This window comes from Pseudomonas sp. AF32 (genome assembly GCF_022342325.2).
Taxonomy (GTDB): Bacteria; Pseudomonadota; Gammaproteobacteria; order Pseudomonadales; family Pseudomonadaceae; genus Aquipseudomonas; species Aquipseudomonas uvaldensis.
In genome coordinates, this window is sequence record NZ_RQJK02000001.1 from 1 (window position 1) to 21,555 (window position 21,555).

At 60.3% G+C, this 21,555-nt stretch carries 26 protein-coding genes; 3 read left to right on the forward strand and 23 right to left on the reverse strand.

The window, feature by feature from the left end; translation table 11 throughout:
- Positions 1 to 159 precede the first annotated feature (159 nt).
- Positions 160 to 939 (reverse strand): ferredoxin-NADP reductase, encoded by a 780-nt coding sequence (gene fpr, locus EGM97_RS00005; protein ID WP_016966062.1) that lies wholly within the window; start codon positions 937 to 939, stop codon positions 160 to 162.
- Positions 940 to 1,061: 122 nt separating this feature from the next.
- Between fpr and EGM97_RS00010 the strand changes: the two genes are divergently transcribed.
- Positions 1,062 to 1,988, forward strand: coding sequence for a LysR family transcriptional regulator (locus EGM97_RS00010; RefSeq protein ID WP_053152929.1), 927 nt, complete (start codon positions 1,062 to 1,064; stop codon positions 1,986 to 1,988).
- A 4-nt stretch (positions 1,989 to 1,992) separates the two neighbouring features.
- On the opposite strand, the gene EGM97_RS00015 is transcribed toward EGM97_RS00010, so the two are convergent.
- The 3 genes from EGM97_RS00015 to EGM97_RS00025 all read right to left on the reverse strand — a co-directional run bounded on the left by EGM97_RS00015 (position 1,993) and on the right by EGM97_RS00025 (position 4,052).
- Positions 1,993 to 2,355, reverse strand: coding sequence for a diacylglycerol kinase (locus EGM97_RS00015; RefSeq protein ID WP_053152926.1), 363 nt, complete (start codon positions 2,353 to 2,355; stop codon positions 1,993 to 1,995).
- Between the two features lie 71 nt (positions 2,356 to 2,426).
- Positions 2,427 to 3,080: a response regulator transcription factor ErdR gene (gene erdR / locus EGM97_RS00020; RefSeq protein ID WP_053152923.1), complete on the reverse strand. Its 654-nt coding sequence runs from the start codon at positions 3,078 to 3,080 to the stop codon at positions 2,427 to 2,429.
- 222 nt (positions 3,081 to 3,302) lie between these two features.
- Positions 3,303 to 4,052 (reverse strand): tRNA-uridine aminocarboxypropyltransferase, encoded by a 750-nt coding sequence (locus tag EGM97_RS00025; RefSeq protein ID WP_238961309.1) that lies wholly within the window; start codon positions 4,050 to 4,052, stop codon positions 3,303 to 3,305.
- A gap of 181 nt (positions 4,053 to 4,233) precedes the next feature.
- Between EGM97_RS00025 and EGM97_RS00030 the strand changes: the two genes are divergently transcribed.
- Positions 4,234 to 4,656, forward strand: coding sequence for a quorum-sensing-regulated virulence factor family protein (locus EGM97_RS00030; protein WP_238961310.1), 423 nt, complete (start codon positions 4,234 to 4,236; stop codon positions 4,654 to 4,656).
- Here the strand turns inward: EGM97_RS00030 and EGM97_RS00035 are convergent, their stop codons facing one another.
- Positions 4,657 to 4,851 (reverse strand): hypothetical protein, encoded by a 195-nt coding sequence (locus tag EGM97_RS00035; RefSeq protein ID WP_053152917.1) that lies wholly within the window; start codon positions 4,849 to 4,851, stop codon positions 4,657 to 4,659.
- A gap of 447 nt (positions 4,852 to 5,298) precedes the next feature.
- Here EGM97_RS00035 and EGM97_RS00040 point away from each other — a divergent pair, with 447 nt between their 5' ends.
- Positions 5,299 to 6,417: an LOG family protein gene (locus EGM97_RS00040; protein ID WP_238961311.1), complete on the forward strand. Its 1,119-nt coding sequence runs from the start codon at positions 5,299 to 5,301 to the stop codon at positions 6,415 to 6,417.
- Between the two features lie 47 nt (positions 6,418 to 6,464).
- On the opposite strand, the gene recX is transcribed toward EGM97_RS00040, so the two are convergent.
- The 18 genes from recX to EGM97_RS00130 all read right to left on the reverse strand — a co-directional run bounded on the left by recX (position 6,465) and on the right by EGM97_RS00130 (position 21,458).
- Complete coding sequence (recX, locus tag EGM97_RS00045) at positions 6,465 to 6,932, reverse strand: recombination regulator RecX (RefSeq protein WP_238961312.1); 468 nt, start codon at positions 6,930 to 6,932, stop codon at positions 6,465 to 6,467.
- An 8-nt stretch (positions 6,933 to 6,940) separates the two neighbouring features.
- On the reverse strand, positions 6,941 to 7,993 hold the full coding sequence (recA, locus tag EGM97_RS00050) for a recombinase RecA (protein ID WP_053152907.1): 1,053 nt from the start codon (positions 7,991 to 7,993) through the stop codon (positions 6,941 to 6,943).
- A gap of 83 nt (positions 7,994 to 8,076) precedes the next feature.
- On the reverse strand, positions 8,077 to 8,577 hold the full coding sequence (locus EGM97_RS00055) for a CinA family protein (protein ID WP_238961313.1): 501 nt from the start codon (positions 8,575 to 8,577) through the stop codon (positions 8,077 to 8,079).
- A gap of 70 nt (positions 8,578 to 8,647) precedes the next feature.
- Entirely contained in the window at positions 8,648 to 9,148 is a 501-nt protein-coding gene (locus tag EGM97_RS00060; protein ID WP_238961315.1) for a lysis system i-spanin subunit Rz, read from the reverse strand.
- Entirely contained in the window at positions 9,142 to 9,702 is a 561-nt protein-coding gene (locus tag EGM97_RS00065; protein ID WP_238961318.1) for a glycoside hydrolase family 19 protein, read from the reverse strand. Before EGM97_RS00065 ends, EGM97_RS00060 begins: the two co-directional genes overlap by 7 nt.
- An 842-nt stretch (positions 9,703 to 10,544) precedes the next feature.
- Positions 10,545 to 11,813 carry a phage tail protein gene (locus tag EGM97_RS00070; RefSeq protein WP_238961320.1) on the reverse strand — a complete coding sequence of 423 codons (1,269 nt, stop codon included), beginning with the start codon at positions 11,811 to 11,813 and terminating at the stop codon, positions 10,545 to 10,547.
- 11 nt (positions 11,814 to 11,824) lie between these two features.
- Positions 11,825 to 12,424 (reverse strand): YmfQ family protein, encoded by a 600-nt coding sequence (locus EGM97_RS00075; protein WP_238961321.1) that lies wholly within the window; start codon positions 12,422 to 12,424, stop codon positions 11,825 to 11,827.
- Positions 12,412 to 13,452: a baseplate J/gp47 family protein gene (locus tag EGM97_RS00080; protein ID WP_238961322.1), complete on the reverse strand. Its 1,041-nt coding sequence runs from the start codon at positions 13,450 to 13,452 to the stop codon at positions 12,412 to 12,414. The genes EGM97_RS00075 and EGM97_RS00080 overlap by 13 nt, the downstream gene beginning before the upstream one ends.
- Entirely contained in the window at positions 13,442 to 13,840 is a 399-nt protein-coding gene (locus tag EGM97_RS00085) for a phage GP46 family protein (protein ID WP_238961323.1), read from the reverse strand. Before EGM97_RS00085 ends, EGM97_RS00080 begins: the two co-directional genes overlap by 11 nt.
- Positions 13,840 to 14,349, reverse strand: coding sequence for a phage baseplate assembly protein V (locus tag EGM97_RS00090; RefSeq protein WP_238961324.1), 510 nt, complete (start codon positions 14,347 to 14,349; stop codon positions 13,840 to 13,842). Before EGM97_RS00090 ends, EGM97_RS00085 begins: the two co-directional genes overlap by 1 nt.
- Before the next feature lie 152 nt (positions 14,350 to 14,501).
- Positions 14,502 to 15,542, reverse strand: coding sequence for a phage baseplate assembly protein (locus tag EGM97_RS00095; protein ID WP_238961325.1), 1,041 nt, complete (start codon positions 15,540 to 15,542; stop codon positions 14,502 to 14,504).
- A 3-nt stretch (positions 15,543 to 15,545) separates the two neighbouring features.
- The gene (locus tag EGM97_RS00100; RefSeq protein WP_238961326.1) at positions 15,546 to 16,784 is read right to left on the reverse strand and encodes a DNA circularization protein; all 1,239 of its coding nucleotides are present in this window, start codon (positions 16,782 to 16,784) and stop codon (positions 15,546 to 15,548) included.
- A complete protein-coding gene (locus EGM97_RS00105) occupies positions 16,771 to 18,345 on the reverse strand; it encodes a phage tail tape measure protein (RefSeq protein ID WP_238961327.1) in 1,575 nt (524 codons plus the stop codon). Before EGM97_RS00105 ends, EGM97_RS00100 begins: the two co-directional genes overlap by 14 nt.
- Before the next feature lie 130 nt (positions 18,346 to 18,475).
- A complete protein-coding gene (locus EGM97_RS00110; RefSeq protein WP_238961328.1) occupies positions 18,476 to 18,772 on the reverse strand; it encodes a phage tail assembly protein in 297 nt (98 codons plus the stop codon).
- Complete coding sequence (locus EGM97_RS00115; RefSeq protein WP_238961329.1) at positions 18,769 to 19,116, reverse strand: phage tail tube protein; 348 nt, start codon at positions 19,114 to 19,116, stop codon at positions 18,769 to 18,771. The genes EGM97_RS00110 and EGM97_RS00115 overlap by 4 nt, the downstream gene beginning before the upstream one ends.
- A 67-nt stretch (positions 19,117 to 19,183) precedes the next feature.
- Positions 19,184 to 20,680, reverse strand: a complete 1,497-nt coding sequence (locus EGM97_RS00120) for a phage tail sheath subtilisin-like domain-containing protein (RefSeq protein WP_238961330.1) — start codon at positions 20,678 to 20,680, stop codon at positions 19,184 to 19,186.
- Complete coding sequence (locus tag EGM97_RS00125; RefSeq protein ID WP_053152846.1) at positions 20,680 to 20,862, reverse strand: DUF2635 domain-containing protein; 183 nt, start codon at positions 20,860 to 20,862, stop codon at positions 20,680 to 20,682. Before EGM97_RS00125 ends, EGM97_RS00120 begins: the two co-directional genes overlap by 1 nt.
- Positions 20,859 to 21,458 (reverse strand): phage tail terminator protein, encoded by a 600-nt coding sequence (locus EGM97_RS00130; RefSeq protein WP_477788772.1) that lies wholly within the window; start codon positions 21,456 to 21,458, stop codon positions 20,859 to 20,861. The genes EGM97_RS00125 and EGM97_RS00130 overlap by 4 nt, the downstream gene beginning before the upstream one ends.
- Positions 21,459 to 21,555 lie beyond the last annotated feature (97 nt).

The window sequence follows — 21,555 nt, forward strand, 5'->3', positions numbered from 1 at the left end:
CGGCGCTTGGGTGAAAGGAGGAGGGGCGAAATCTCCCACAGTCTGTACTGCGGCTAACAGTCAGAATCGAGCCTTGTCCCTCCTCCTCCCTTCAAGTCCTACCATACAAGCGAGCCCTGCTCGCGATAGCGGCCTGTCAGGCGCCGCAAATACTCCAGCTTATTTCTCTACAAACGCCCGCTCGATCAGGTAATCACCCGGCTCACGCATACGTGGCGAAACGGTCAGGCCGAAGCTGTTGAGCACTTCGCTGGTTTCTTCCAGCATGCTCGGGCTGCCGCACAGCATGGCGCGGTCGTCCTGCGGATTGATCGGTGGCAGGCCGATGTCGCGGAACAGTTTGCCGCTGCGCATCAGGTCGGTCAGGCGGCCTTCGTTTTCGAACGGCTCGCGGGTCACGGTCGGGTAGTAGATCAGCTTTTCACGCAGGGCTTCACCGAAGAACTCGTTCTGCGGCAAATGCTCGGTGATGAATTCGCGGTAAGCGACTTCGTTGACGTAGCGTACGCCGTGGCACAGGATCACTTTTTCGAAACGCTCGTAGGTTTCCGGGTCCTGGATGACGCTCATGAACGGCGCCAGGCCGGTACCGGTGCTGAGCAGGTACAGGTGCTTGCCCGGCTTGAGATCGTCCAGCACCAGGGTGCCGGTGGGTTTCTTGCTGATGATGATCTCGTCGCCTTCCTTCAAGTGCTGCAGTTGGGAAGTCAGCGGACCGTCAGGTACTTTGATGCTGAAGAACTCGAGATGCTCTTCCCAGTTCGGGCTGGCAATCGAGTAAGCGCGCATAAGCGGGCGGCCGTTGGGCTGCTGCAGGCCGATCATCACGAACTGACCGTTCTCGAAGCGCAGGCCCGGATCGCGGGTGCACTTGAAGCTGAACAGAGTGTCGTTCCAGTGATGAACACTGAGGACACGCTCGTGGTTCATGTTGCTCATGTACGGGGGACTCCTGGAAATGATGCCTGCGCCGGGAAGGAGCGCAATTGCATCGCATTCTAATAGCGGCGACAATATCTGTTAAATGGATTATTAAGATAAGGGTTATCGGTTATATCGATATGCGATTTACTCTACGTCAACTTCAGGTCTTCGTCGCCGTCGCTCAGCAGGAAAGCGTTTCCCGTGCTGCGGACCTGCTCAATCTGTCGCAATCGGCCGCCAGCACTTCCATCACCGAACTGGAGCGTCAATCCAGTTGCCAATTATTCGACCGAGCCGGTAAACGCCTGAGCCTCAACGCCCTGGGCAAACAGCTACTGCCCCAAGCGGTGGCGCTGCTGGACCAGGCCAAGGAGATCGAGGACCTGCTCAACGGCAAGTCAGGCTTCGGCTCGCTGGCGGTCGGCGCCACGCTGACCATCGGCAATTACCTGGCGACCCTGTTGATCGGCGGTTTCATGCAGCGCCACCCGGAAAGCCAGGTGAAGCTGCATGTGCAGAACACAGCCAATATCGTGCATCAGGTTGCCCACTATGAAATTGATCTGGGTCTAATCGAGGGCGATTGCAGTCACCCGGATATCGAAGTGCAGAGTTGGGTGGAAGACGAACTGGTGGTGTTCTGCGCGCCGCAACATCCGCTGGCCAAGCGCGGCCAGGCGACCATGGATGAATTGACCCATGAAGCCTGGATTTTGCGCGAACAGGGCTCCGGCACCCGACTGACCTTCGACCAGGCCATGCGTCATCATCGCAGCGCGCTGAACATCCGTCTGGAGCTGGAACACACCGAAGCCATCAAGCGCGCCGTGGAGTCCGGCCTGGGCATTGGCTGCATCTCACGCCTGGCCTTGCGCGATGCCTTCCGGCGCGGCAGCCTGGTGCCGGTGGAGACGCCGGATATGGACCTGGCGCGACAGTTCTATTTCATCTGGCACAAACAGAAATACCAGACCTCGGCCATGCGCGAATTCCTCGAGCTGTGCCGGGCCTTTACGGCCGGTGCGCAGCGTAGCGACGAAATCGTACTGCCGGCCATTGCCTGAGTATTTAAAGCAGCACCAGCCCCCACACCAGCGCAATCATCGTCAGGGCGACAAGCTGGGCAGCACTGCCCATGTCCTTGGCGTTCTTGGACAACGGGTGCAATTCCAGGGAAATGCGGTCGATGGCTGCTTCCACCGCTGAATTGAGCAATTCCACGATCAAGGCCAACAGACAGACCGCAATCAACAGCGCCTGCTCGACACGGCTGACGTTCAGGAAGAACGACAGGGGAATCAGGACGACATTGAGCAGGACCAATTGACGGAACGCCGCTTCGCCGACGAAAGCCGCGCGCAGACCGTCCAGGGAATAGCCGGAGGCGTTAAGGATGCGTTTCAGGCCGGTTTGGCCTTTGAAAGGTGACATAGAGTAGGCAACTGATTGAAAGAAGTGGAAAAGCTAATCCAGGCCTGGTCAAAAAAGCGTGAATGGACACGCTATGGCTGCGGCGAAATTGACTCAAGTTGTTGCAACAACAAAGCCGCCTGGGTCCGGGTGCGCACATTCAGTTTACGGAAGATCGCCGTCACATGGGCCTTGATAGTGGCCTCGGACACATTCAATTCATAAGCGATCTGCTTGTTCAATAGCCCTTCGCAGACCATGGTCAGCACGCGAAACTGCTGCGGTGTAAGGCTGGCCAGGCCTTCACTGGCGGCCTTGGCTTCCTCGGACACGCTCACCGCCTCGAACGCCTGGGGCGGCCAGGCGGCGTCGCCATCCAGAACCGCCTTCACAGCCTTCTGAATCGCTTCAAGTGAACTGGATTTGGGGATAAACCCACTGGCGCCGAACTCCCGGGCCTTGACCATTACCGAGGCTTCTTCCTGGGCCGAAACCATCACGACAGGAATCTGTGGGTATTGACCGCGCAACAGCACCAGCCCGGAAAAGCCATAGGCGCCGGGCATGTTCAGGTCCAGCAGCACCAGATCCCAGTCGGCCTTTTCGGTCAACCGGCTCTCCAGCTCCGCGATACTGGCCACCTCCGTCAGCCGGACATCCGGGCCCAGGCCCAGGGTCACCGCCTGATGCAACGCGCTACGAAAGAGCGGATGGTCATCGGCAATCAGGATTTCGTATGTGGCCATTGTTCAAATGATCCTGTTTTTTATGGCAGACCCGATGCAATCGCGCCCTGCCAGAGCCACTCAAGACACCGTCATGCGGCGGTGCCCAAAGGGAGCACGTTCAACGCCAACGCGTCGCCATCACAGCGTCTTACCCTCGGCCGTGCCCCGGTCGGCGCCAAGCATGCCCAGCGAAACCGGGGTGGTCAAGCAGCATGGCCACGCTGCCTTCAGTATGGGCCACTATTGGGCCAATACTGGTTGGGCCACACGGATAAAGGGCATCAGCTCAGCGTGAGCCGGGGTCGATACATTCACTTCCTGCTGCCCTTTGGCACCCAGGTAGTGCTGGCTGAACACATCGAAATAGGCGTCCAGGGCCGAGGCGGCGTCACGGTCCCCCGCCAGCTCCAGGCACAGCGCCGCCACTTCGGCGGTGCACAAGTGCTCGCTGCGGGTGGAACGGCGCAAGCGGTAGCGCGACAGCCTGTCGGGCAGCAGGCTCAGGATCGGCAAACGGTCGAAATAGGGACTTTTGCGGAAAATCTTCCGCGCCTCCGTCCAGGTCGCATCCAAAAGAATGAACAGCGGACGCCTGGAGTGATCGAGATCGACCGTGTGGGTGACCCTCGACGGCTCGACGTATTCGCCGGGAAATACCAGGTAAGGTTGCCACTGCGGGTCGTTGAGCAAGGCCAGCAACTGCGGGTCGGCTTCGGTGCGCGACCAGATGAACGCATGATTGTCGCGAACCACATCGGCTATCAGCCAGCCGGTATTGCTCGGTTTGAACACTTCCTTGTTGGTCATGATCAGGCAAACCCCGGAGCGGGCCTCGACACTCGGGCGCCAGGCACAAAGGCAATGGCTTTCGATCACCCGGCAGGCACTGCAACGGGGAGCGCGCCAGCCCCGGGCCTGAAGCGGCTTGATGCCCTCATCGATGCGCTGGTCGCGCAGGCGGGCTACGGCGTTGGGGGTATGATTCGTCATGGAAAACGCCGACAGGCAGGAAAACTCGACACGAACGACACTCGGCAGGGCAATGAAGGCCGGCAGTTTACCAGAGCGCGCAAGCCTGTACCGTCCACCCTTGCTCCCCTATAATTCGCCGCCACTGAACGCACAGTCACGTGACCGGTCGAACCACCTGTCACTGAACCAGGAGAGTTTCATGCTGCGCCTTATCGTCCCCACCGTTGCCGTTCTGCTGGCGACGTCCTTCAGCGCTCAGGCTGCCTCGCTGAAAGAACTCGAACTGAACAAGATGCTGCAGAACGTGGCCAGGGAAAGCAGCGTCGGCACGCCACGGGCGATCAATGAAGACATTCTCGACCAGGGCTATACGGTCGAAGGCACCGAATTGATCAACCATCTCAGTGTGCAAAGCAGCCATGCCCAACAAATGCGCGCCGATCCCAAGGCCGTGTATTTCCAGCTGGGCGCCAGGGTGTGCACCAACCCGGGCTTCCGCAAGCTGATGGCCCAGGGCGCGACCATGCGTTACGAGTTCACGGAAGTTAAAACCAACCGCCCGGTCGCGACCGAACGCTTCCAGGAATCGGATTGCCCGAAACCGGCCAAGACCAAGAAGTAATCACCCCGTGCGTGCGCGCCGTTGCTCATCATCGGCGCGCAGTTCCGCCACCAGCGCCTGCAGATAACGCGAGCGCCACGTCCGGCCCTCCAGCCGGCGGCAACATTCTTCCTCAAGACTGACTTGATTGGCCTGGGCCGCTTCCAACAGCGCCAGATACAACTGCCTGTCGAGTTCCAGAGTCACCCTGGTCATTTTCTCCCGCCTCCATGCCCCATCCGCTTCAATCCATCGAGAGGCCCGGCCATGGGCATCGAATAGCATTGGCACGCCTGTTATCAGTAAATCAGAGCGGCACGCACCCGACCGTCAATCAGACGAGCGGCACGGTATTTCCAGTGTATGCATCCAGCGGTTGCCAACGGTCACTTTTGGGCGCCATGATCTGGACGTGAAGGTCAACTAAATTGATGAGTATCGCTTTGCTTTGGGCAGAACGAGGCTGCCCCCAGAACCTTGCCGTGAGATTGTTTTTTAATCCAAGGGAAAGACAGAACCCGATGGATGGCTCGATCGCCTTGCAGCAGACCGCATCGAGCCAAATCGAACGCCCGGGCACCGCCTGGACGACAACGACACACGACGTGTCGTGGCCCTGACGAAACTCGTCCGGACCGGGGTTCTGTAAGAAGGAGAAGCTTAATGCCTTACAAACCGAATGACCTGCTCAGTCGTCATTTTGAGAACCATGGCCACGACCTTACCCACAAGGTCGAAGAGCAACTCAACCTGGTATCACCCGACAGTCCCAACCTTCCCATCTACCGCGACATGATCCTGACCGTGCTGCGCATGGCCCAGGAAGACCACAACCGCTGGAATGCCAAGATCACCCTACAGGCGCTGCGGGAGCTGGAACATGCATTCCGCACACTCGAACAATTCAAGGGCCGCCGCAAGGTGACGGTCTTCGGCTCGGCCCGAACGCCTATCGAACACCCCCTGTACGGCCTGGCCCGGGAGCTGGGTGCAGCGCTGGCCCGCTCGGACATGATGGTCATCACCGGTGCCGGCGGAGGCATCATGGCTGCCGCCCATGAAGGCGCGGGTCGAGAGCACAGTCTCGGATTCAACATCACCCTGCCCTTCGAACAACATGCCAACCCGACCGTCGAAGGCACGCCGAACCTGCTGCCGTTCCATTTTTTCTTCACCCGCAAACTGTTCTTCGTCAAGGAAGCCGACGCGCTGGTACTCTGCCCAGGCGGTTTCGGCACCCTCGATGAAGCGCTAGAAGTCCTGACACTGGTACAGACAGGCAAGAGCCCGCTGGTGCCGGTGGTCTTGCTGGACGTTCCAGGGGGGAAATTCTGGCAAGGCGCCCTGGACTTCATTCGCGAACAATTGGAGGAAAACCGCTACATCCTGCCCACCGACATGAAACTGATGCGACTGGTATTCAGCGCCGAAGACGCCGTGGAAGAAATCAACCAGTTCTACCGCAACTTCCACTCCAGCCGCTGGCTCAAGCATCAATTCATTATCCGAATGAACCACAAGCTCAACGAGCAAGCCATGGAGCAGATGCAGGTGGAATTTGCCGACTTGTGCCTGAATGATCGTTTTCACCAACTGACCTACAACGGCGAAGAATCCGACGAGGCGCGGTTCAGTCACTTGACGCGGCTGGCCTTCAACTTCAACGCCCGTGATCATGGCCGCTTAAGGGCACTGGTGGATTACATCAACCTGCCGGAAAACTGGGTGCAGCCCCACTCCAAGGCCCGCCTCCATACCTGGGAGACGATCAAAGTCACCTGAGCCCATAAAAAAACGGCCCGCTATCGAAATAGCGGGCCGTTTTTTTATTAATCGTCCAGGCCGCGACCGCTGAACAAGCGGTTGATCATCTCCATGGAGTAACCTCTATACGCCAGGAAACGCCCTTGCCTGGCCCGTTCTCGTGCATCAATGGGCAAATGCCCTAAGAACTTGCGACGCCAGGTATCCGTTAACAGATCCTGCCAATCGATACCGCTTTCGCGCAAAGCCCGTTCGATGTCCGAGCGCTGCAAACCACGTTGCCCCAGCTCTTCACGAATCCTTAGCGGACCGTAGCCTGAGCGGGCACGATAAGCGACAAAGCTTTCGAGATAACGGGTTTCCGAGAGCAGCCCCTCTTCCGTCAAGCGGTCCAAGGCTGTTTCGATCAACTCATCGGGAGCACCGCGCTGACGCAGTTTACGCGTCAGCTCGACTCGACCATGCTCGCGTCTGGCGAGCAGGTCCATCGCAGTTCGCCGCACCGCGACGAGGGTATCGAGTACGGCGGTCATCGGATCGATCAGATATCAGCGTCAGCCAGGTCGTCAGCGGTCTCACGGCTGGACAGCGCCTTGACGTCCGCCACCGGGCTCAGCAGCTTGTCGCGCAGTTGCTTCTCGAGGGCTGCCGCCACTTCCGGGTTATCCGCCAGGAACTTGGCCGAGTTGGCTTTACCCTGACCGATCTTGGTACCGTTGTAGGCATACCAGGCGCCGGATTTTTCGACGAAACCGTGCAACACACCCAGGTCGATCATCTCACCATTGAGGTAGATGCCCTTGCCGTAAAGAATCTGGAACTCAGCCTGACGGAATGGAGAAGCGACCTTGTTCTTCACAACCTTGACGCGGGTTTCGCTACCCACCACCTCATCACCTTCCTTCACCGCGCCGGTACGACGGATGTCCAGGCGCACCGAGGCGTAGAACTTAAGCGCGTTACCACCGGTAGTGGTTTCCGGGCTGCCGAACATCACGCCGATCTTCATGCGGATCTGGTTGATGAAGATCACCAGGCAGTTGGCATTCTTGATGTTACCGGTGATCTTGCGCAGGGCCTGGGACATCAGGCGAGCCTGGAGGCCCACGTGCATGTCGCCCATTTCACCTTCGATTTCAGCTTTTGGCACCAGTGCCGCCACGGAGTCGACGATGATCACGTCGACCGCGTTGGAACGCACCAGCATGTCGGTGATTTCCAGGGCCTGCTCACCGGTGTCCGGTTGGGAGACCAGCAGATCGTCGACATTGACGCCCAGCTTGCCGGCGTATTCCGGGTCCAGGGCATGTTCGGCGTCGACGAAGGCGCAGGTCGCACCGGCTTTCTGGGCCTGGGCGATCACGGACAGGGTCAGTGTGGTTTTACCGGAGGATTCAGGACCGTAGATCTCGACGATACGACCTTTCGGCAAGCCGCCGATGCCCAGCGCAATGTCCAGGCCCAGGGAGCCGGTGGAGATGGAAGGAATAGCCTGACGGTCCTGATCGCCCATACGCATTACGGCACCCTTGCCGAATTGACGTTCGATCTGACCCAAGGCCGCAGCCAAGGCTTTCTTCTTGTTGTCGTCCATTAAAGTCCTCACGTAATCAATAAGGCCTGACGGCCAACACCTGTATAAGTAGCCAGTATTATTCCACAGCGATTCGGGATCGCCTACCCCTGATTTGAGATTTCTACGGCGGCATGTTGCAGCAACCCCTCTAGCGCGGCCTTCACCGTTTGTCGGCGGACCTCGTCGCGGTTACCCGGAAAGAATCGCTGCTCGCTGAAGACCGCGTCGCCGACGCCCCACGCGAGCCACACGGTGCCCACCGGCTTGTTCGGCGAACCACCGTCCGGCCCGGCCACGCCGCTGACCGCCACGGCAAACCGCGCCAGGCTTTTTTGCCGGGCGCCCTGCGCCATGGCCTCGACCACCTCGCGACTGACCGCTCCCACCGTCCCGAACAGATCGGCCGGCACGTTCAACTGCTGGGTCTTCTGACGATTGGAATACGTGACGTAACCCGCCTCGAACCAGGCCGAACTCCCCGGAATACGGGTGATCGCCTCGGCAATCCCACCCCCGGTGCAGGATTCGGCCGTGGTGACATGGGCATTGAGCAATTGCAAGCGCCTGCCCAGCTCAGCGGCCAGTTCGGTAATTTCGTCCATGGGGCTCTCCTGATTCGACGCAATGGGGCCTACCGTACACGAGCGTTCAAACGTTGCAAGGTTCGCCGGATTACTGACCCAACGCCCTGACGTAAGCCTGGCAAGCCTGCAGCGCGATCAATCCGCGGTCGCCTTCGTCGGTGATGGCGATAATTCGTTGAGCATGCGCCGGGTCAAGTCGGGCGCGTGGGGCGCCATGATCCACGCCGCCGGGGCCGGTGGCGGCGGGCACCGCGCAACCGGCGGCATCATCGGCGTCGAGGAGGACTGACAGCCGCACATCGGCAGTAGCAAGGCGATCGCGCAAGCGATCCTGGTCACGTTGGGCATCGCTCAAGGCTCGGTAATGGGTTTGTTCGCTGGTGGAGAGTCGTTGTTCAAGGGCGAGGCGTTTTTCCTCCTCGGCCTTTTGTTGCGCCATGGCAACCATTGTCAGCTGACTCAAAGTTTCAGCCTGCAACCTTGCTTGCTCCGCCAATACTTTGCCGTAGCGCCAGTCCTGGATTTTCCATGCTGAACCAACAATCAACAGTGTCAGCATAAACTTGGCCGCCGGCACCACCCTCAGCATGGTTGGACTCCTTGCAGTGTTTCCAGCGCCCGTGCATATAAAGCCCGCCGATCCTTTGCGCCATTCTGACCGCCATTGATCCTCTGGGTTATGGCATCGAAGCGTCCAAGATCAGCCAGGTCATTAAGCTTTAAAGTGCTCCAGAACCACGCCGCCGAATGAGCAGCCCATTGTGGCTGCTCCAATAACTCGGGCTTGTCGATTAGGTCCAAGCCCAGCGCCTGACCACAGGCCTGATAATTCGCCCGACCGGTTATCTGAATCAGTCCCCGACCTCGATATCTCAGACCATCACCATCCGGCTCGGGAGTATTCCCCAAGCGCAACGCCAGATAACCGGTATCGTATTTCTTCAGGTAGGCGTCGTTACCGAGCTCCCGTAAGTAGCGCAGTTGACCTGACTCATGACCGATTTGGGCAATAAATGCCGCAATACGCTTCGGACCAATTATCAGATAGCGGTCCATGGCTGTATTCAGGAAAGGTACAAAAACGCTGGCTTTGGTACCAACGTTCGGAAGGATACGCAGCAGTTGCGCCGAAGTGATGGGCATGGCGTTTCTCTTGAACGTGATTGAAGGATGATGAGGAAAGGATGGAATTGGCTCTAGACATTGTCGGAACCATCGCTATATTCAGCTCCTCACGCCAACCGGAACGATTCGATGAAAATCAGGGATCTCAGCAAACTGTCCGTAGATGGAGTTCTCTGCATAAGCCTTAAGGAACGACAGGACCGCAGAGACTTGTTGCTCAGGACCATGAACAACACAGGCTTGGACATCGAATTTGTGCTAGTAGACGCAGATAGGGAGGATCCAGTCAGAGGCTGCTTTGAATCACACTTGAAGTGCGCAAATATTGCGTTACAAAGAAAATATTCTAGGGTGCTGATACTGGAAGATGATGCGCTTCAATATGCTTTTTGCCAAAGCACAATTAATCACATAAACCATTTCATCACATCAAAAAATTTTTCCATACTACATCTAGGCTATACCATGGGAAAAATATGGCTCACCTGGAACCTATCCATTGCCCGCGGCAGAGTTACTGCACTACACGCTTACGTATTGAGCAAGCACGGTTGCGAAGAATTCTCAAAGCTTGAATATAACTCAGAGCCCATTGACCGAGTAGTAAGAAAAAAAATCAAGCAACACTGTGTATTTCCTATGCTATTTGGACAGCAACCTGCTCACCTTACGTCTAGTGATATAGAAAGCGTCGCATGCAATGACGATGAATTCTGGAAGAGAAACTGGAAGAAGCATATAAAGTCCGTTATAAAAAATTTTTACATGACCGTTTTTCGAGTGAATTTTTAAGCAATTTCATTCTATAACTGAAACATCGAACAAACGCTCCTCATGACAAGGAGCGTCTCTTTCGATAGCTAATACTTAATCACATATAACAATGCCAAGTTCCTTGGACGAACCTCATTGCCTCCGGAAACAGCTACCGTTATTACGTGGGCGTGATCCCCAGCAGATGCCGCAGTTCCGGAAATAGTATGGGTGTGATCGCCTGCTGATGCGGCCGTACCGGAAACGCTATGGGTATGTGCTCCGGCTGACGCCGCGGTACCACTAACAGCGTGGGTGTGTACTCCACTTGGGTTAGTCGGGGCTGTCACGCCACTTTGTAAATTCGCGGTTGTAAAATTAGGGCTCCCGCCACCCACATCATTGTTTTGTGCTCGCGGAGCAGTATGGGAATGTTCGCCAGCACTTGCAGCAGTGCCACTGACTGTATGCGCATGCGCCCCATCAGCTGCAGCCGTTGCGCTGAGCGTGTGTGTGTGGGCTCCGCCCGATGCTGCCGTAGCAGAGACAGTATGGACATGCCCCCCAGCATTAGCAGCCGTTGCGGTATGAGTATGGGAGGCATTCTGCCCGACCTGCGCCGTCCCCAGCGCCCGACCTGCATCAATCCCTCGTCCATCATCCCAACCACGGATGAACTCGCCTCGTAAATCTGGCAACGCAAAAGTTGTACTACCATCACCCGCACCAAAACGCGTGCCTATCGCCGCAAACAACGCCGCGTACTGTGTACGAGATACAAGACTGCCATTGCACTTGAGCCAGCCGTTAGGCGGCTCAATTGTCGCTACGGCTTTGATATCTCCCACGTCGCTGCCGGTTTCCTTGATCACCCCCGTACTGGCGATCATTACCCACGCACCACCTCCAACTGAACTGTTCCATTGGACCCAGACATCCCCGCCATTGGTAATTTCACCGCTCTGAATGGCGTTGTGATCCATACCAAGAATTGGCTTGGCCGCCAGTCCGTTCGGAGCGAAGGTACTTGCGCCGGTGTTGGCCCGCGCTGCCTTAAAACGCAGTACCAATCCATCAACCAGCGAAAGAGGAGCAGGTTTATAAGTAGCGATGTAAGCGTTGACCGTCGTACCAGTATCCACTGCGTAATCGACCAACCCTGACTGATTGATCTTACGTACCGCCAAAAGCAATTGCCCCAGGTCAGCTTCGTCAGGAACCATTCCGGCCCCGGTGATGACACCCAGTAACTCTTGCGTAACGGCGTTACCCCATACAGCCGGTATCAACGACCCCGGTGTACCGGTCACCGGATTCTCATCGACAAACTTGCCGTTCACCAACCCAACGCTGGGAACACTTTTTGGATAATCCATTGGTTTACCTCCTAGTCATAGTTAATGTGAACCTTCGTATGCGCCGGCGCACTACGATGAATCAGGCACTCCAGCGCCGACCCTGGATTCACGCCAAACCGCTCGCCCCAATAACTCGCGCCGAAACGTCGCCCGAGCAGCAACCGTCCACCGGTGTTGAGGGTCCACATGAATTGCGCCTGCCAGGTGCCGAAGTGGTCTTTGCCAAAACGGGCGCGGCCCATGCGGGGGGCTTTGTGTTCGGTGATGGTGGCGTTGGGGTAGCCCTGGCTCCTGGCGATTTCCACGTAGTACGCAATCGCTTGGCTGCCCACCGCCAACAAGCGTCGGCGTACCGCCAGGCGGCGATCGTCAAACAGCGGCGTGGCACCCAGGCAGGGGTCGGGCAGGTTCATCACCCGTTCCCAATCCGGCACCAGTTCGCTCACACCCGCCGGATCCATTTCGTGCAGCAAGTCAGCGGCGCGGGCATCGAGACGCGCCAGTTCCTGGGCGATGCCTTCCAACACCTGCTCCAGCTCCGGCACCCGCTCCGGGTCCCATGCGGGGCCGCTGGGGAGCAGGCTGCGCAATTGGGCCTGGTACTGTTCGGCGGTTCTTATTCCAGCCATACGCAACCCCCGAAGGTCAGCAGTTGATTGCTGGCAGCGGTCACGTCGGCGCTGGGCGCGGTCAGCTTGTGGTCGGTTTCGCCGTTGGCGCTGCTGATGGCTTCGGCGATGTGGGTGAGCAACAGCGTCTCGCCGAGACCGGCTTCGCGGTTATGCAGGTCGCGCAGTTGAGCTTCGATTGCCGCACGAACCGCGCTGGTGTCCGGAGTGATACGCAGTTTGTAGGTCACCGGCACCTGGGTCGGCGCCAACACATGCACCTCGGCGGTCACCGGGCGCAGCGGTTCGATATAGGCCCGGACTTCCTCCAGTTGATCGGCGGTGGGAATCGGTTGCGGATCGTCGTCGCGCATCACGAACAAGCCAACCGTGCCGGGCCCCAGGTAGCTGCCGCGGCACCAGGCGCGGGTAATGCCGGGGCATTCCAGGGCCCAGGTTTCATAGTCTTGCGCCGAGCCGCCGTGCGGAATGATGCGGTAGGAGCGGATCACCCTCGCCCGCAGGGACTCGAGGCTTTCCCGGGCGACGCCACCGGTCAATCCTGGCGCCAACACGGTGAAACTGCTGCCGACGCCCAGGATCGGTTGCACCGGTGTCAGGACCAGGCCGGCCTCGGCATTACCCAGGCTGCCAGCGTCCAGTGCGGCGACAGTGGCGGTGTTCAGGCCATTGCCGGTGGTGCGGGCCGTCGTCACTTTGTAGGTGCGGCCGTCGTTGGCTTGCAGCAGCGTGTCGACGTCCAGCACCGCACCGGCAGTGGCCGTGAAGCTGACGCTGCCGCTGGCCACCTGGGCCGCTTTGCGCGCCTGGTTCAGGCGCAGGGCAGCGATGCGTTCCAGGGTGGACTCGTCGGCCTTGTCCGGCAGGATCTGCTCGGCGATCCAGTCCAGATAACCATACAGGCCATAGGCTGCGCCGCCGAGGGTGCGGGCCAGCACCTGGGCATCGGACTGGCGCAGCGAATCACTGGCCAGGTCGCTTTGGGCGCGCTTGATCAGCACCGGCAGCGAAGGGGTTTCAAACGGCATAGGTCACCTGCCAACTGTTATCGGGGTTGATGTCCAGGCGCTCGCCGTCGGCCAGGGTCAGGACCGTACGCAGGCTCAGGCGCTGGCCGTCGAGGCGTTCGCTGATGATGTCGATGGCGCTGCAGTGGCCGTCGTCGATCAGCCATTGCAAGGCTTCCCGGGCATAGAATTCGGCGTCGAGCTGGGTCTGGCGGGTCAGCTTGACCCGTCGCAACAACCACAGCCGCGAGCCAATGCGGTCGTCGGCGACGGTAGGAAAGGTGTCGCCCCACCAGCCGAAACGCTCTTCGTCATCGATGGCGTCGTCGTCAGCGGCGCGACGCCAGGTGAACAGGCTGATCAGCACCGAACGGGTCAGCGCGGCATGCAGGTTCTGGCTGATGAACATCATTGGCCTCCCGCCGGCGCGCCGGTCTGGCCGCTGCCGGCCTGTACGCCGACATGCACGTGCTTGATCTGGCTGACGCCACCTGCGATCTGGTCGCCCTGGGAAACGATCTTGCCGGTGTGATTGATCACGGGACTGTCGATGTTCACCGCGCTGCTGGCGTGGATATTCAAAGTCGCGGTATCGATGTCGATGACGTGGCCGCGCTTGAAGTGAATCCTGTCGCCTTCGTCGGTGTAGATCGCCACCTCGCCGGGGGCCAGGGCCTTGAGGCGAAAGCGGCGGTCGGCGACCACCAGGACCACGGCATGGGAACGATCACCGCCCAGGAACGTGGCGATACCCTCGGCACCGGCGAGGGGGTTGCTGGTGAAGCCGTAGGGTTCGAAGTGTTCCATGTCGTCGTTCACTTCGCCGGCGGTAAGGCGCATTTGCAGCGATTGAAGCTTGGAGGCCGAGTTGGCGAGCACGACAGTGCCGCGCGCCAGGAGGCGGGTCAGTAGGCTCATTGGGGTTCCTTCGGAATCGCAAAAATATGTCAGCCACCACGGGACACTGTGGGAGCGGGCTTGCTCGCGATGGCGGTGGGTCAGCGGACGCAGGGGTGACTGATACGCCGTCTTCGCGAGCAAGCCCGCTCCCACAAAGGTTCGGCGCCAGCTCAGGATTTGGGCTTGATCGGGTTCGCGTCGAAGGTATGGGGTGGGGCGACCTGCAGGGTGGTCACGGAGCCTTGGGCGGACAGTGAATACGTCACTTTGGAAATCAGCCTGTCGCCATCGAAACCCAGCACCGGGTCGATCACCCGCACCAGGGTGTTGTGCCGCCACAAGTCGCCATTGGCCTGGCGCCAGCCCTGCACGCGGTAGGTGGTGGTCAGGGCACGGCCGGTGCGGATGGCGCTTTCCCAGTCGGCCCGTTGCTGGGCCAGTTCGAAGGTCAATTGGGCGCTCTCGCTGATCACCGTCACCCGCTTGCGCTTGAAACTCAGGTCGGTGGCGGTGCCGGAGACTTCACTCACCGCTGCCCCGCTCTGCTGGTCGCTACCCTTGTGCTGGCCGATGACGCGGTATTCGGAGAACACCTGGCTGTAATCCATCGGTGCGCTGGCCGAGAGAATATTCTTGCCCAGTTCCAGCACGTCGCTGGCGCGTCCGCCGCTTCCCGGCTTTGCCAGCAATACCCGCCCTTCGGCGTCGTCGGTGGAAAACACCCGGAACAAGGTCAGCAGCCGGTCAATGGACTGGAAGACCGTTTCCCCGGGCACGATGCTGTGCTGGCTCAACCGAGCGGTTTCCGGGATCTCGCTGACTACCCCGACGCCATATTGCGACGCCAGGGCCTGGACGATGCTCAGTACCGTCTGGCCGCGCCATTGGGTCGGTCGGTTGATTGCCGCGCAGTCCACCAGGTCCTGGGTCTTGGAACCGCCTTCGATGCTCAGGCTGATCTGGCGTCCGTCATAGCTGATCGGTGCCTTGAACACGTAGCCACTGAGCACCAGGTCGGAACCGATGCGCACCTGGCATTCGTCACCGGGGCGGATCGGTACTGCCTGGGTCTGTCCAGGCCATTGCCAGGTGATGTCGAGTTTGAATGTGCGGAACTGACGCTCCAGGTCCGCACTGATTTCCACGCTTTTCCAGCCACCGTAATCCAGCCCGCCGACGGTGAGCGTGACAACATTGTCGAGCTCGCTCATGGCTTACTCTCCCGAGACTTTCAGGTCATTGGGTGGCAGGAAACCAGGGTGGGCGACGCCGTTGCGCTGGGTCACTTCGGTGACCCGGGTGGCATCGGCGAATTGCTGATACGCCACCACCAGCGCCGGCAGGCTCTGCTTGAACGACAGGTTGATCAGCCTGACACCCGAAGAAGCCACTGCCGTCAGGTGCGCAGCCATTTGCTGACGCAGGTTATTCAAGGCCTGGTAGTGTTCCGGATCGGCCTTGAGGGAGGCCTGCCAAATGGCATCGTTGAGGGCATCGCGCAGGGCCAGTACATCGTCGGCCACCGGCACGTCCCGGCGCTGGATCGGCTGCACGGCCTGCTGCGCCACCGATGGCGTGGCCCCCAGCTTGACCACCGGCACCGCCACGGGCATCGCCGCAATCCATTGCGCGGCCTGCACCAGCAGCGTGTCCTGGACCAGATCGGCCACGGCCTGGGCCGCCGCCGTGGTGTCCTTGCCGGTGGTGAGCTTGGGCGCGTCCGTCTTGCGAATGGCTTCCACCTGTTGCGACACGCTGGCAATCACGCCGCGATAGCCGTCACGGGCGAAGTCCTTCAACTCGCGAATATCTCCCAGCAGTCCCTTGAACTCGGCCGCCACTTCCCTGGGCAACTCCTTGACCGCCTTGACCAGATCGCTGAGTTGCCGATAGGTCTCGATCAACGGCTTGAGCTCCTGCTCGATGATGCCGTACACCTCTTTGAGGCTGTTGCGCAGGTCGGCGATGCCGATCCGCGCCGCCTTGATCAACGTCATGGCGTCTTCGAAACGCCGCACCGCGGAGCCCAGCAGACTGTCGGCCGACACCAGCAGCAGCTTTTGGCTGTTGATCGCAGCCGAAGGAAATTGCAGCGGCTGATCGGGGTAGAACTTCAAGGCGAACGTCACCAGCCCGCCGTCCTGGCGAGTCTGGGTCATGTCGCACTCGCCGACCTTGACTTGCAGGCGCCCCAACCACGGATGCACCAGTTCGCCGCTGCCCTGCTCCAGCGCCTTGAGCAGCTTGTCGCGCTGCTCCAGGCAATCGGGGCCAACGATGAACGCAGTCAGTTCATGAATCCTGGCCTGCTGGCCCAGCCCTTCGAAAAACGGCTGGTCGCGCTGGGGATATTCATGCAACTGGCCCTTGTGACCCACCGGGGTCTTCGCCTGGTCGACCCAGAACCCGACGCCACGAAACGACGCCGGCAACAAACGATCACGCCAGCTCATTGGAGCCTCCTGTGGAAAGTGAGCGATAGCCGATGCGCGAACTCACCGCCAGGCCCGGTTGATTGGTCTGTGGCGGATCGGCGCGCAAACCGGCCGGCGCGTTTTCGAAGCGCACGGTCAGACCGCCTTCGAGTTGCGTACGATTGTTGGCGGCGCTTTGCTGTACCAGGGCACTGGAAGTCTGAGGCAACGCACCCGGCGCCAGCGCGGTTTTCGCCACCGGATTGCCGGGCGGTGGCGCGAGGCTGGAAGACAGGCCCGAAGGCTGTTCACTGGCCCCACCAAAGAATGCCGGCGCCAGTTCACCCTTGCCTTCGGCATTGGTCTTTTGCTGCGCTTCGGCCAACCCCTGCACCTTGCCGGTGAAGGTGGTGATGATTTCCCCGAAGCCACCGTTGAAAAACGCCTTGATCGGCGCAATCACACCCTGCAGCTCGTCCCACCACTGGCTGAACCACTCGCCCACCGGGCCCCACTGCTTGACGAGCCCTTCGATGGGCGACCAGTCGAACAAACTGCTGAACACCGCCAGCATGAGCGACACCTGGTTGCGAATGCCTTCGCCGATGCCGGCGAAGACCTCGACGAGGGTGCCCCAGTTGGCCATGATCAGGCCCAACGGCGTCCAGTTGAACAGTCCCTGGAGCACATCCATCACCGGCACTGTCAATGCCTTGAGCAAATCCCAAATGGCCGAGAACAACCCGGTCAGGGGCGTCCAGTTGCTGATGATCAACCCCAGGGGTGACCAGGCGAACAAGGTCTGCATGAACCCGATGACTGGCGTCGTCGCCGCCACGAGCACATTCCAGAGCACACCGAAAAACGCGCTGATCGGTCCCCAGTTGCTGATCACCAGCCCCATGGGCGTAAAGGCGAACATCGTCCTGAAGAACTCGGCCATCGGCAGCACGATGGGCGCAACCCTTTGCCACAGCCCGGCGAAAAACGCCGAGATCGGCTCCCAGTAGGCGATGATCATCCCGGCTGCCAGGGCGATACCCATGGCGATCAGGCCGATGGGATTCATCTTCAAGGCCAGGTTGACCACTTCCAGGGCCTGGCTCGCGCCACTGACTGCCGTCTGCATCGCGCTGAACGCCACGGCGCCGGTGGCCAGGCCCTGCACCAGTTGCGGGTTGTCCTGCAGCACTTGGCCCACGCCGTTGACCATCGGCTGCAAACCGGTCGCCACCGCGTTGACCGCCGGCCCCAGCGCCGAACCGAACTGTACCGACACGTTGCTGATGGAAGTCTTCAATCCATCCAGGCTCTGTGCCGCCACGCGAGGGGCCTCGGGTGCCTGGAGGGCGCCGGTCGCCACGTTCACCTCGGCGACTTCGCTCTTGAGGGCCGTTGCCGAGCGCAGCCCCTCCATGAACGGCTTGGCGAGGCCACCGTCCGGGAGCAGGCCTGAAATATCCAGGCTGCCCAGGCCCGTTGCATCGAGGTTCTGCTTGAACAGTTGGACTTTCGCCCGAAGGCCGGCGAGCTTGGGCGACAGCTCATCGATGCCGGTCAGCAGCACCGCCCTTTTCTCTACCTTTTGTGTGTCTGCCATCACTGCACCTGCTGCATCGCATTGATCCGTTGCGCGTGCTCCAGGGATTCGCGGAGCACATCCAGTGGCCTGGCCATCATCTGCTGGGGGTCAACCTTCCAGAACCAGGCCAGGTCATAGGCGGCTGCGATCAGGTCGCCGATGGCTGCGACGCCGCACTCATGAAAAAACTCGCGACAGCCCAGCTCAACGCGTTGAGGTCAGCCAGGTCCAACTGGTTGACCGACGACGGCGGGATGCCGGCGCAGACCGCGATGTATTTGGCCGCGACGTCCATGTCCAGGCTCACTTCTTCGCTCTTGTCGATCTTGTACGGCAGCGCCTTGATCGCGCGGACCTCCTGCACCGTAGGGCGGCGCAGGATCAGTTCGTGCAACGGCTCGCCGTGGGCCTCGATGGCCACGCGCAACGTCACGACATCCTTCATTGCCAAGTCCCCTTGATGCCCTCGAATTTCAGCTCGATGGTGGCGTCGTCGCCCTTGGACACCGACTCTTCCACCAGGTAGGCGCCGGCCAGCACGTAGACTTTGCCGTTGTTGAATTCACAGGTGACGGTCATGTCGGTGCCGGCCACCAGCTGCTTGAGCGGGAAGTCCGCAGTGTGCAAGGCCGTCACCTTGAAGGACGGCGCGATGTCGGTTTCCTTGTAGAAGCCCGGCACGACGGTTTCGCGTTTGGTGAACATCAGCGGTGCTTCACAGCCGCCGTTGATGGTCAGTTGAGCGCCGTCCACTTTGACGTAGCAGGTGCCCGCAATCAATTGACCCATGGTGTTTCTCCCTTCAAATAAAAAGCCCACAGGAAGTGGGCTGAATTCAGCTGTCCGAACACTATGTTCAGGCGGCGTCGTCGTATTGCAGGCGGAACTGGTTGAGCAGCGCGAACACGCGCAGGCCGTTGATGTAGTCCGGCGGGAACAGCACGTTGACCCGGCTCGGGTCCTGGCTGTCGCGCTCGACGATCAAGTGCTCGGCGAACAGTTCGGCGTTTTCCACGTGGCCTTCCAGTTCGAGCTTGGCGTACTGGGCAATCAGCTCACCGCGAATGGTGCTCGGCGTGACGATGGGCTGGCCTGCGCCGAAACGGGTGCCGTCGGAAGCCAGTTTGTGGCGGCCGTACTTGCTGGTGATCACGCTTTGCAGCCGGCGCACGATGAACGCCGACTGGTGCATGGTTTCGCTGTCCAGGTAAGAGTTGTCGGCCTGGCCGAAGGCATTCTTCTGATAGGTGGTGATGGAGCGCTGGATGCGAACGTAGCCACCTTCGTAATACGCCGTGGCGATGCCGTAGTTGAGCAGCGACTGACGCTCGGTCAGGGTGAAGCGTTCGCTGGCCGGGGCCGGATCCAGGCCTGGCAAGCTGCCGCTCTGAGTCGGACGGCTGGCGTCGGCCGAGATGAACACCGCGGTACGCGCGGCCAGTGCAGCGGCCTGAACCCAGAACGGTTGCGGTACGCCCGGCTCCAGAGCCTGGATGGTCATGTGCTGGTCATTGCGTGCCTGACCGGCAGCCACCAGCGTGCCGATAGTACCGCGCTTGGCACTGTAGACATGGCCGAACAACTGCTTGGCCCAGGACCAGCGACCGGTGCTGTCATCCATGACCGCTTGCCAGGTGTTCAGACTCGACACGTCGGACCAGGGCATGGCAATGAACTCGAACGGCTCGTCGCCCAGGGCCGCGACGGCAGCGGTCTGGTCCGGCACACCGGCGCCGCCGGTCATGGCGGTGACGGCCGTGGTCAGGCCCGCGGGCGTGTCTTCGCCGTTGCTCTTGCCGAGGCGATTGAATTGCAGGCTGATGTCGTTGCCGCTGTCGCCGGTCCATTTGGCGCTGAGGGTCACGACGCCATCGACGGCCGCGGCAGTCACCGGCAGATCGGCTGCGGCGTTAACCTTCAGGGCCAGTGCCGTGGCAGCCTGGGCAGCGGTGGCGCCGTTGACGATGGCTGCCTGGACGCGCACGCCGCCCACATACAGGTTGAGCACACCGCTTTCGGTGGCGGTACCGGTGAGGGTCAGCACACCCTTGGCGATGGCACCTTCGACGTTGTGCAGGGGCAGGCACCAGATTTCGCCGAGGGGATCGGTCTTGCGCCAGGTTTCGTACATCGAGGCGAGCATCGAACCCTGCCCACCGATGCTTTTCGCCAGGGCAGCGCTGGAAACCAGCACCAGTTTGCCGACGTCTGCCGGCGGTACGTTGTCGTTGACCTGGGCCACGATCAGCCGGCGCATCGCCGACGACGCGCTATTGGCGGCCGAGTTGTCCATTTCGGCGTAGAACAGCGGAACACGAATGTCCGCGGGAATGTTGCTGAATCCGATCGCCATTATTTGGCTCCCTGTGGTTTTGCCGTTTTCACGGCTTTGGTAGTGATATCGCCATCGGCCAGACGTCGACGCCACCAGGCGTTGTCCGGCACTTCACGGCCTTCGAGGGGCAGCAAGTCGCCCGCTTCCGGGTCCGGTACAGCCCGGCCGGGGGCCGGCAGCACGGTGATGCGTTTGCTCATGGGGTTACGCCTCCAGAGAAAGTCAGTTCCAGGCGCCCGTCGGGGCCGGGATGTTTCAGGTTGGGGTCCGCCGGATCGATGGCATCGACCCGCACGGTGACCCCGGTAAAGGACGACAAGCCGTCCAGTTCACGCTCGTGCCAGCTTTCGGCAGGCTGGCTCGCCAGATTGCGGCCCAGCTGGAACTCGGCGAAAAAGCGCAGCCGGTACAACACGCGGCTGCCATTGACCGAAACCGGTTCGCTGCCGTCGTACTCGATGCCGACGTAATCACCGCCCGGCTTGAATCCCACCAGTGCGCGCCACAACTCGGCCCGTAGCTCATGCAACAGTTCCAGCGCTTTTGTCGGGTCGCTGGCGTCGAGCACCAGCACGACGTCGAAGCGATCACGCACGGTTTGCAGCGTGACGTTCTGCGCGGTATTGCGGCCGGCGCTGTCGGCACTCGGCAGCACGTAGGCGCAGGGAGATTGCAGCGGCGTGTCGGCCAGCAACGTGGCGAGATCGAAGCCGGCGGCCACGCGACGGGCGAGCGTGGGGCATTGCTCACGCAACTGCGTGAGGATCGGGGTGATCTTCATGGGGGGCTCCAGCATTATTGGGATGTGCAACGAATGCTTCTTTGCAACGGCGGAGAACGGCTGCGAAGTTTTTTCAATGAATGAGAGCAAGCATGAGATGGCTTCTCTCTGT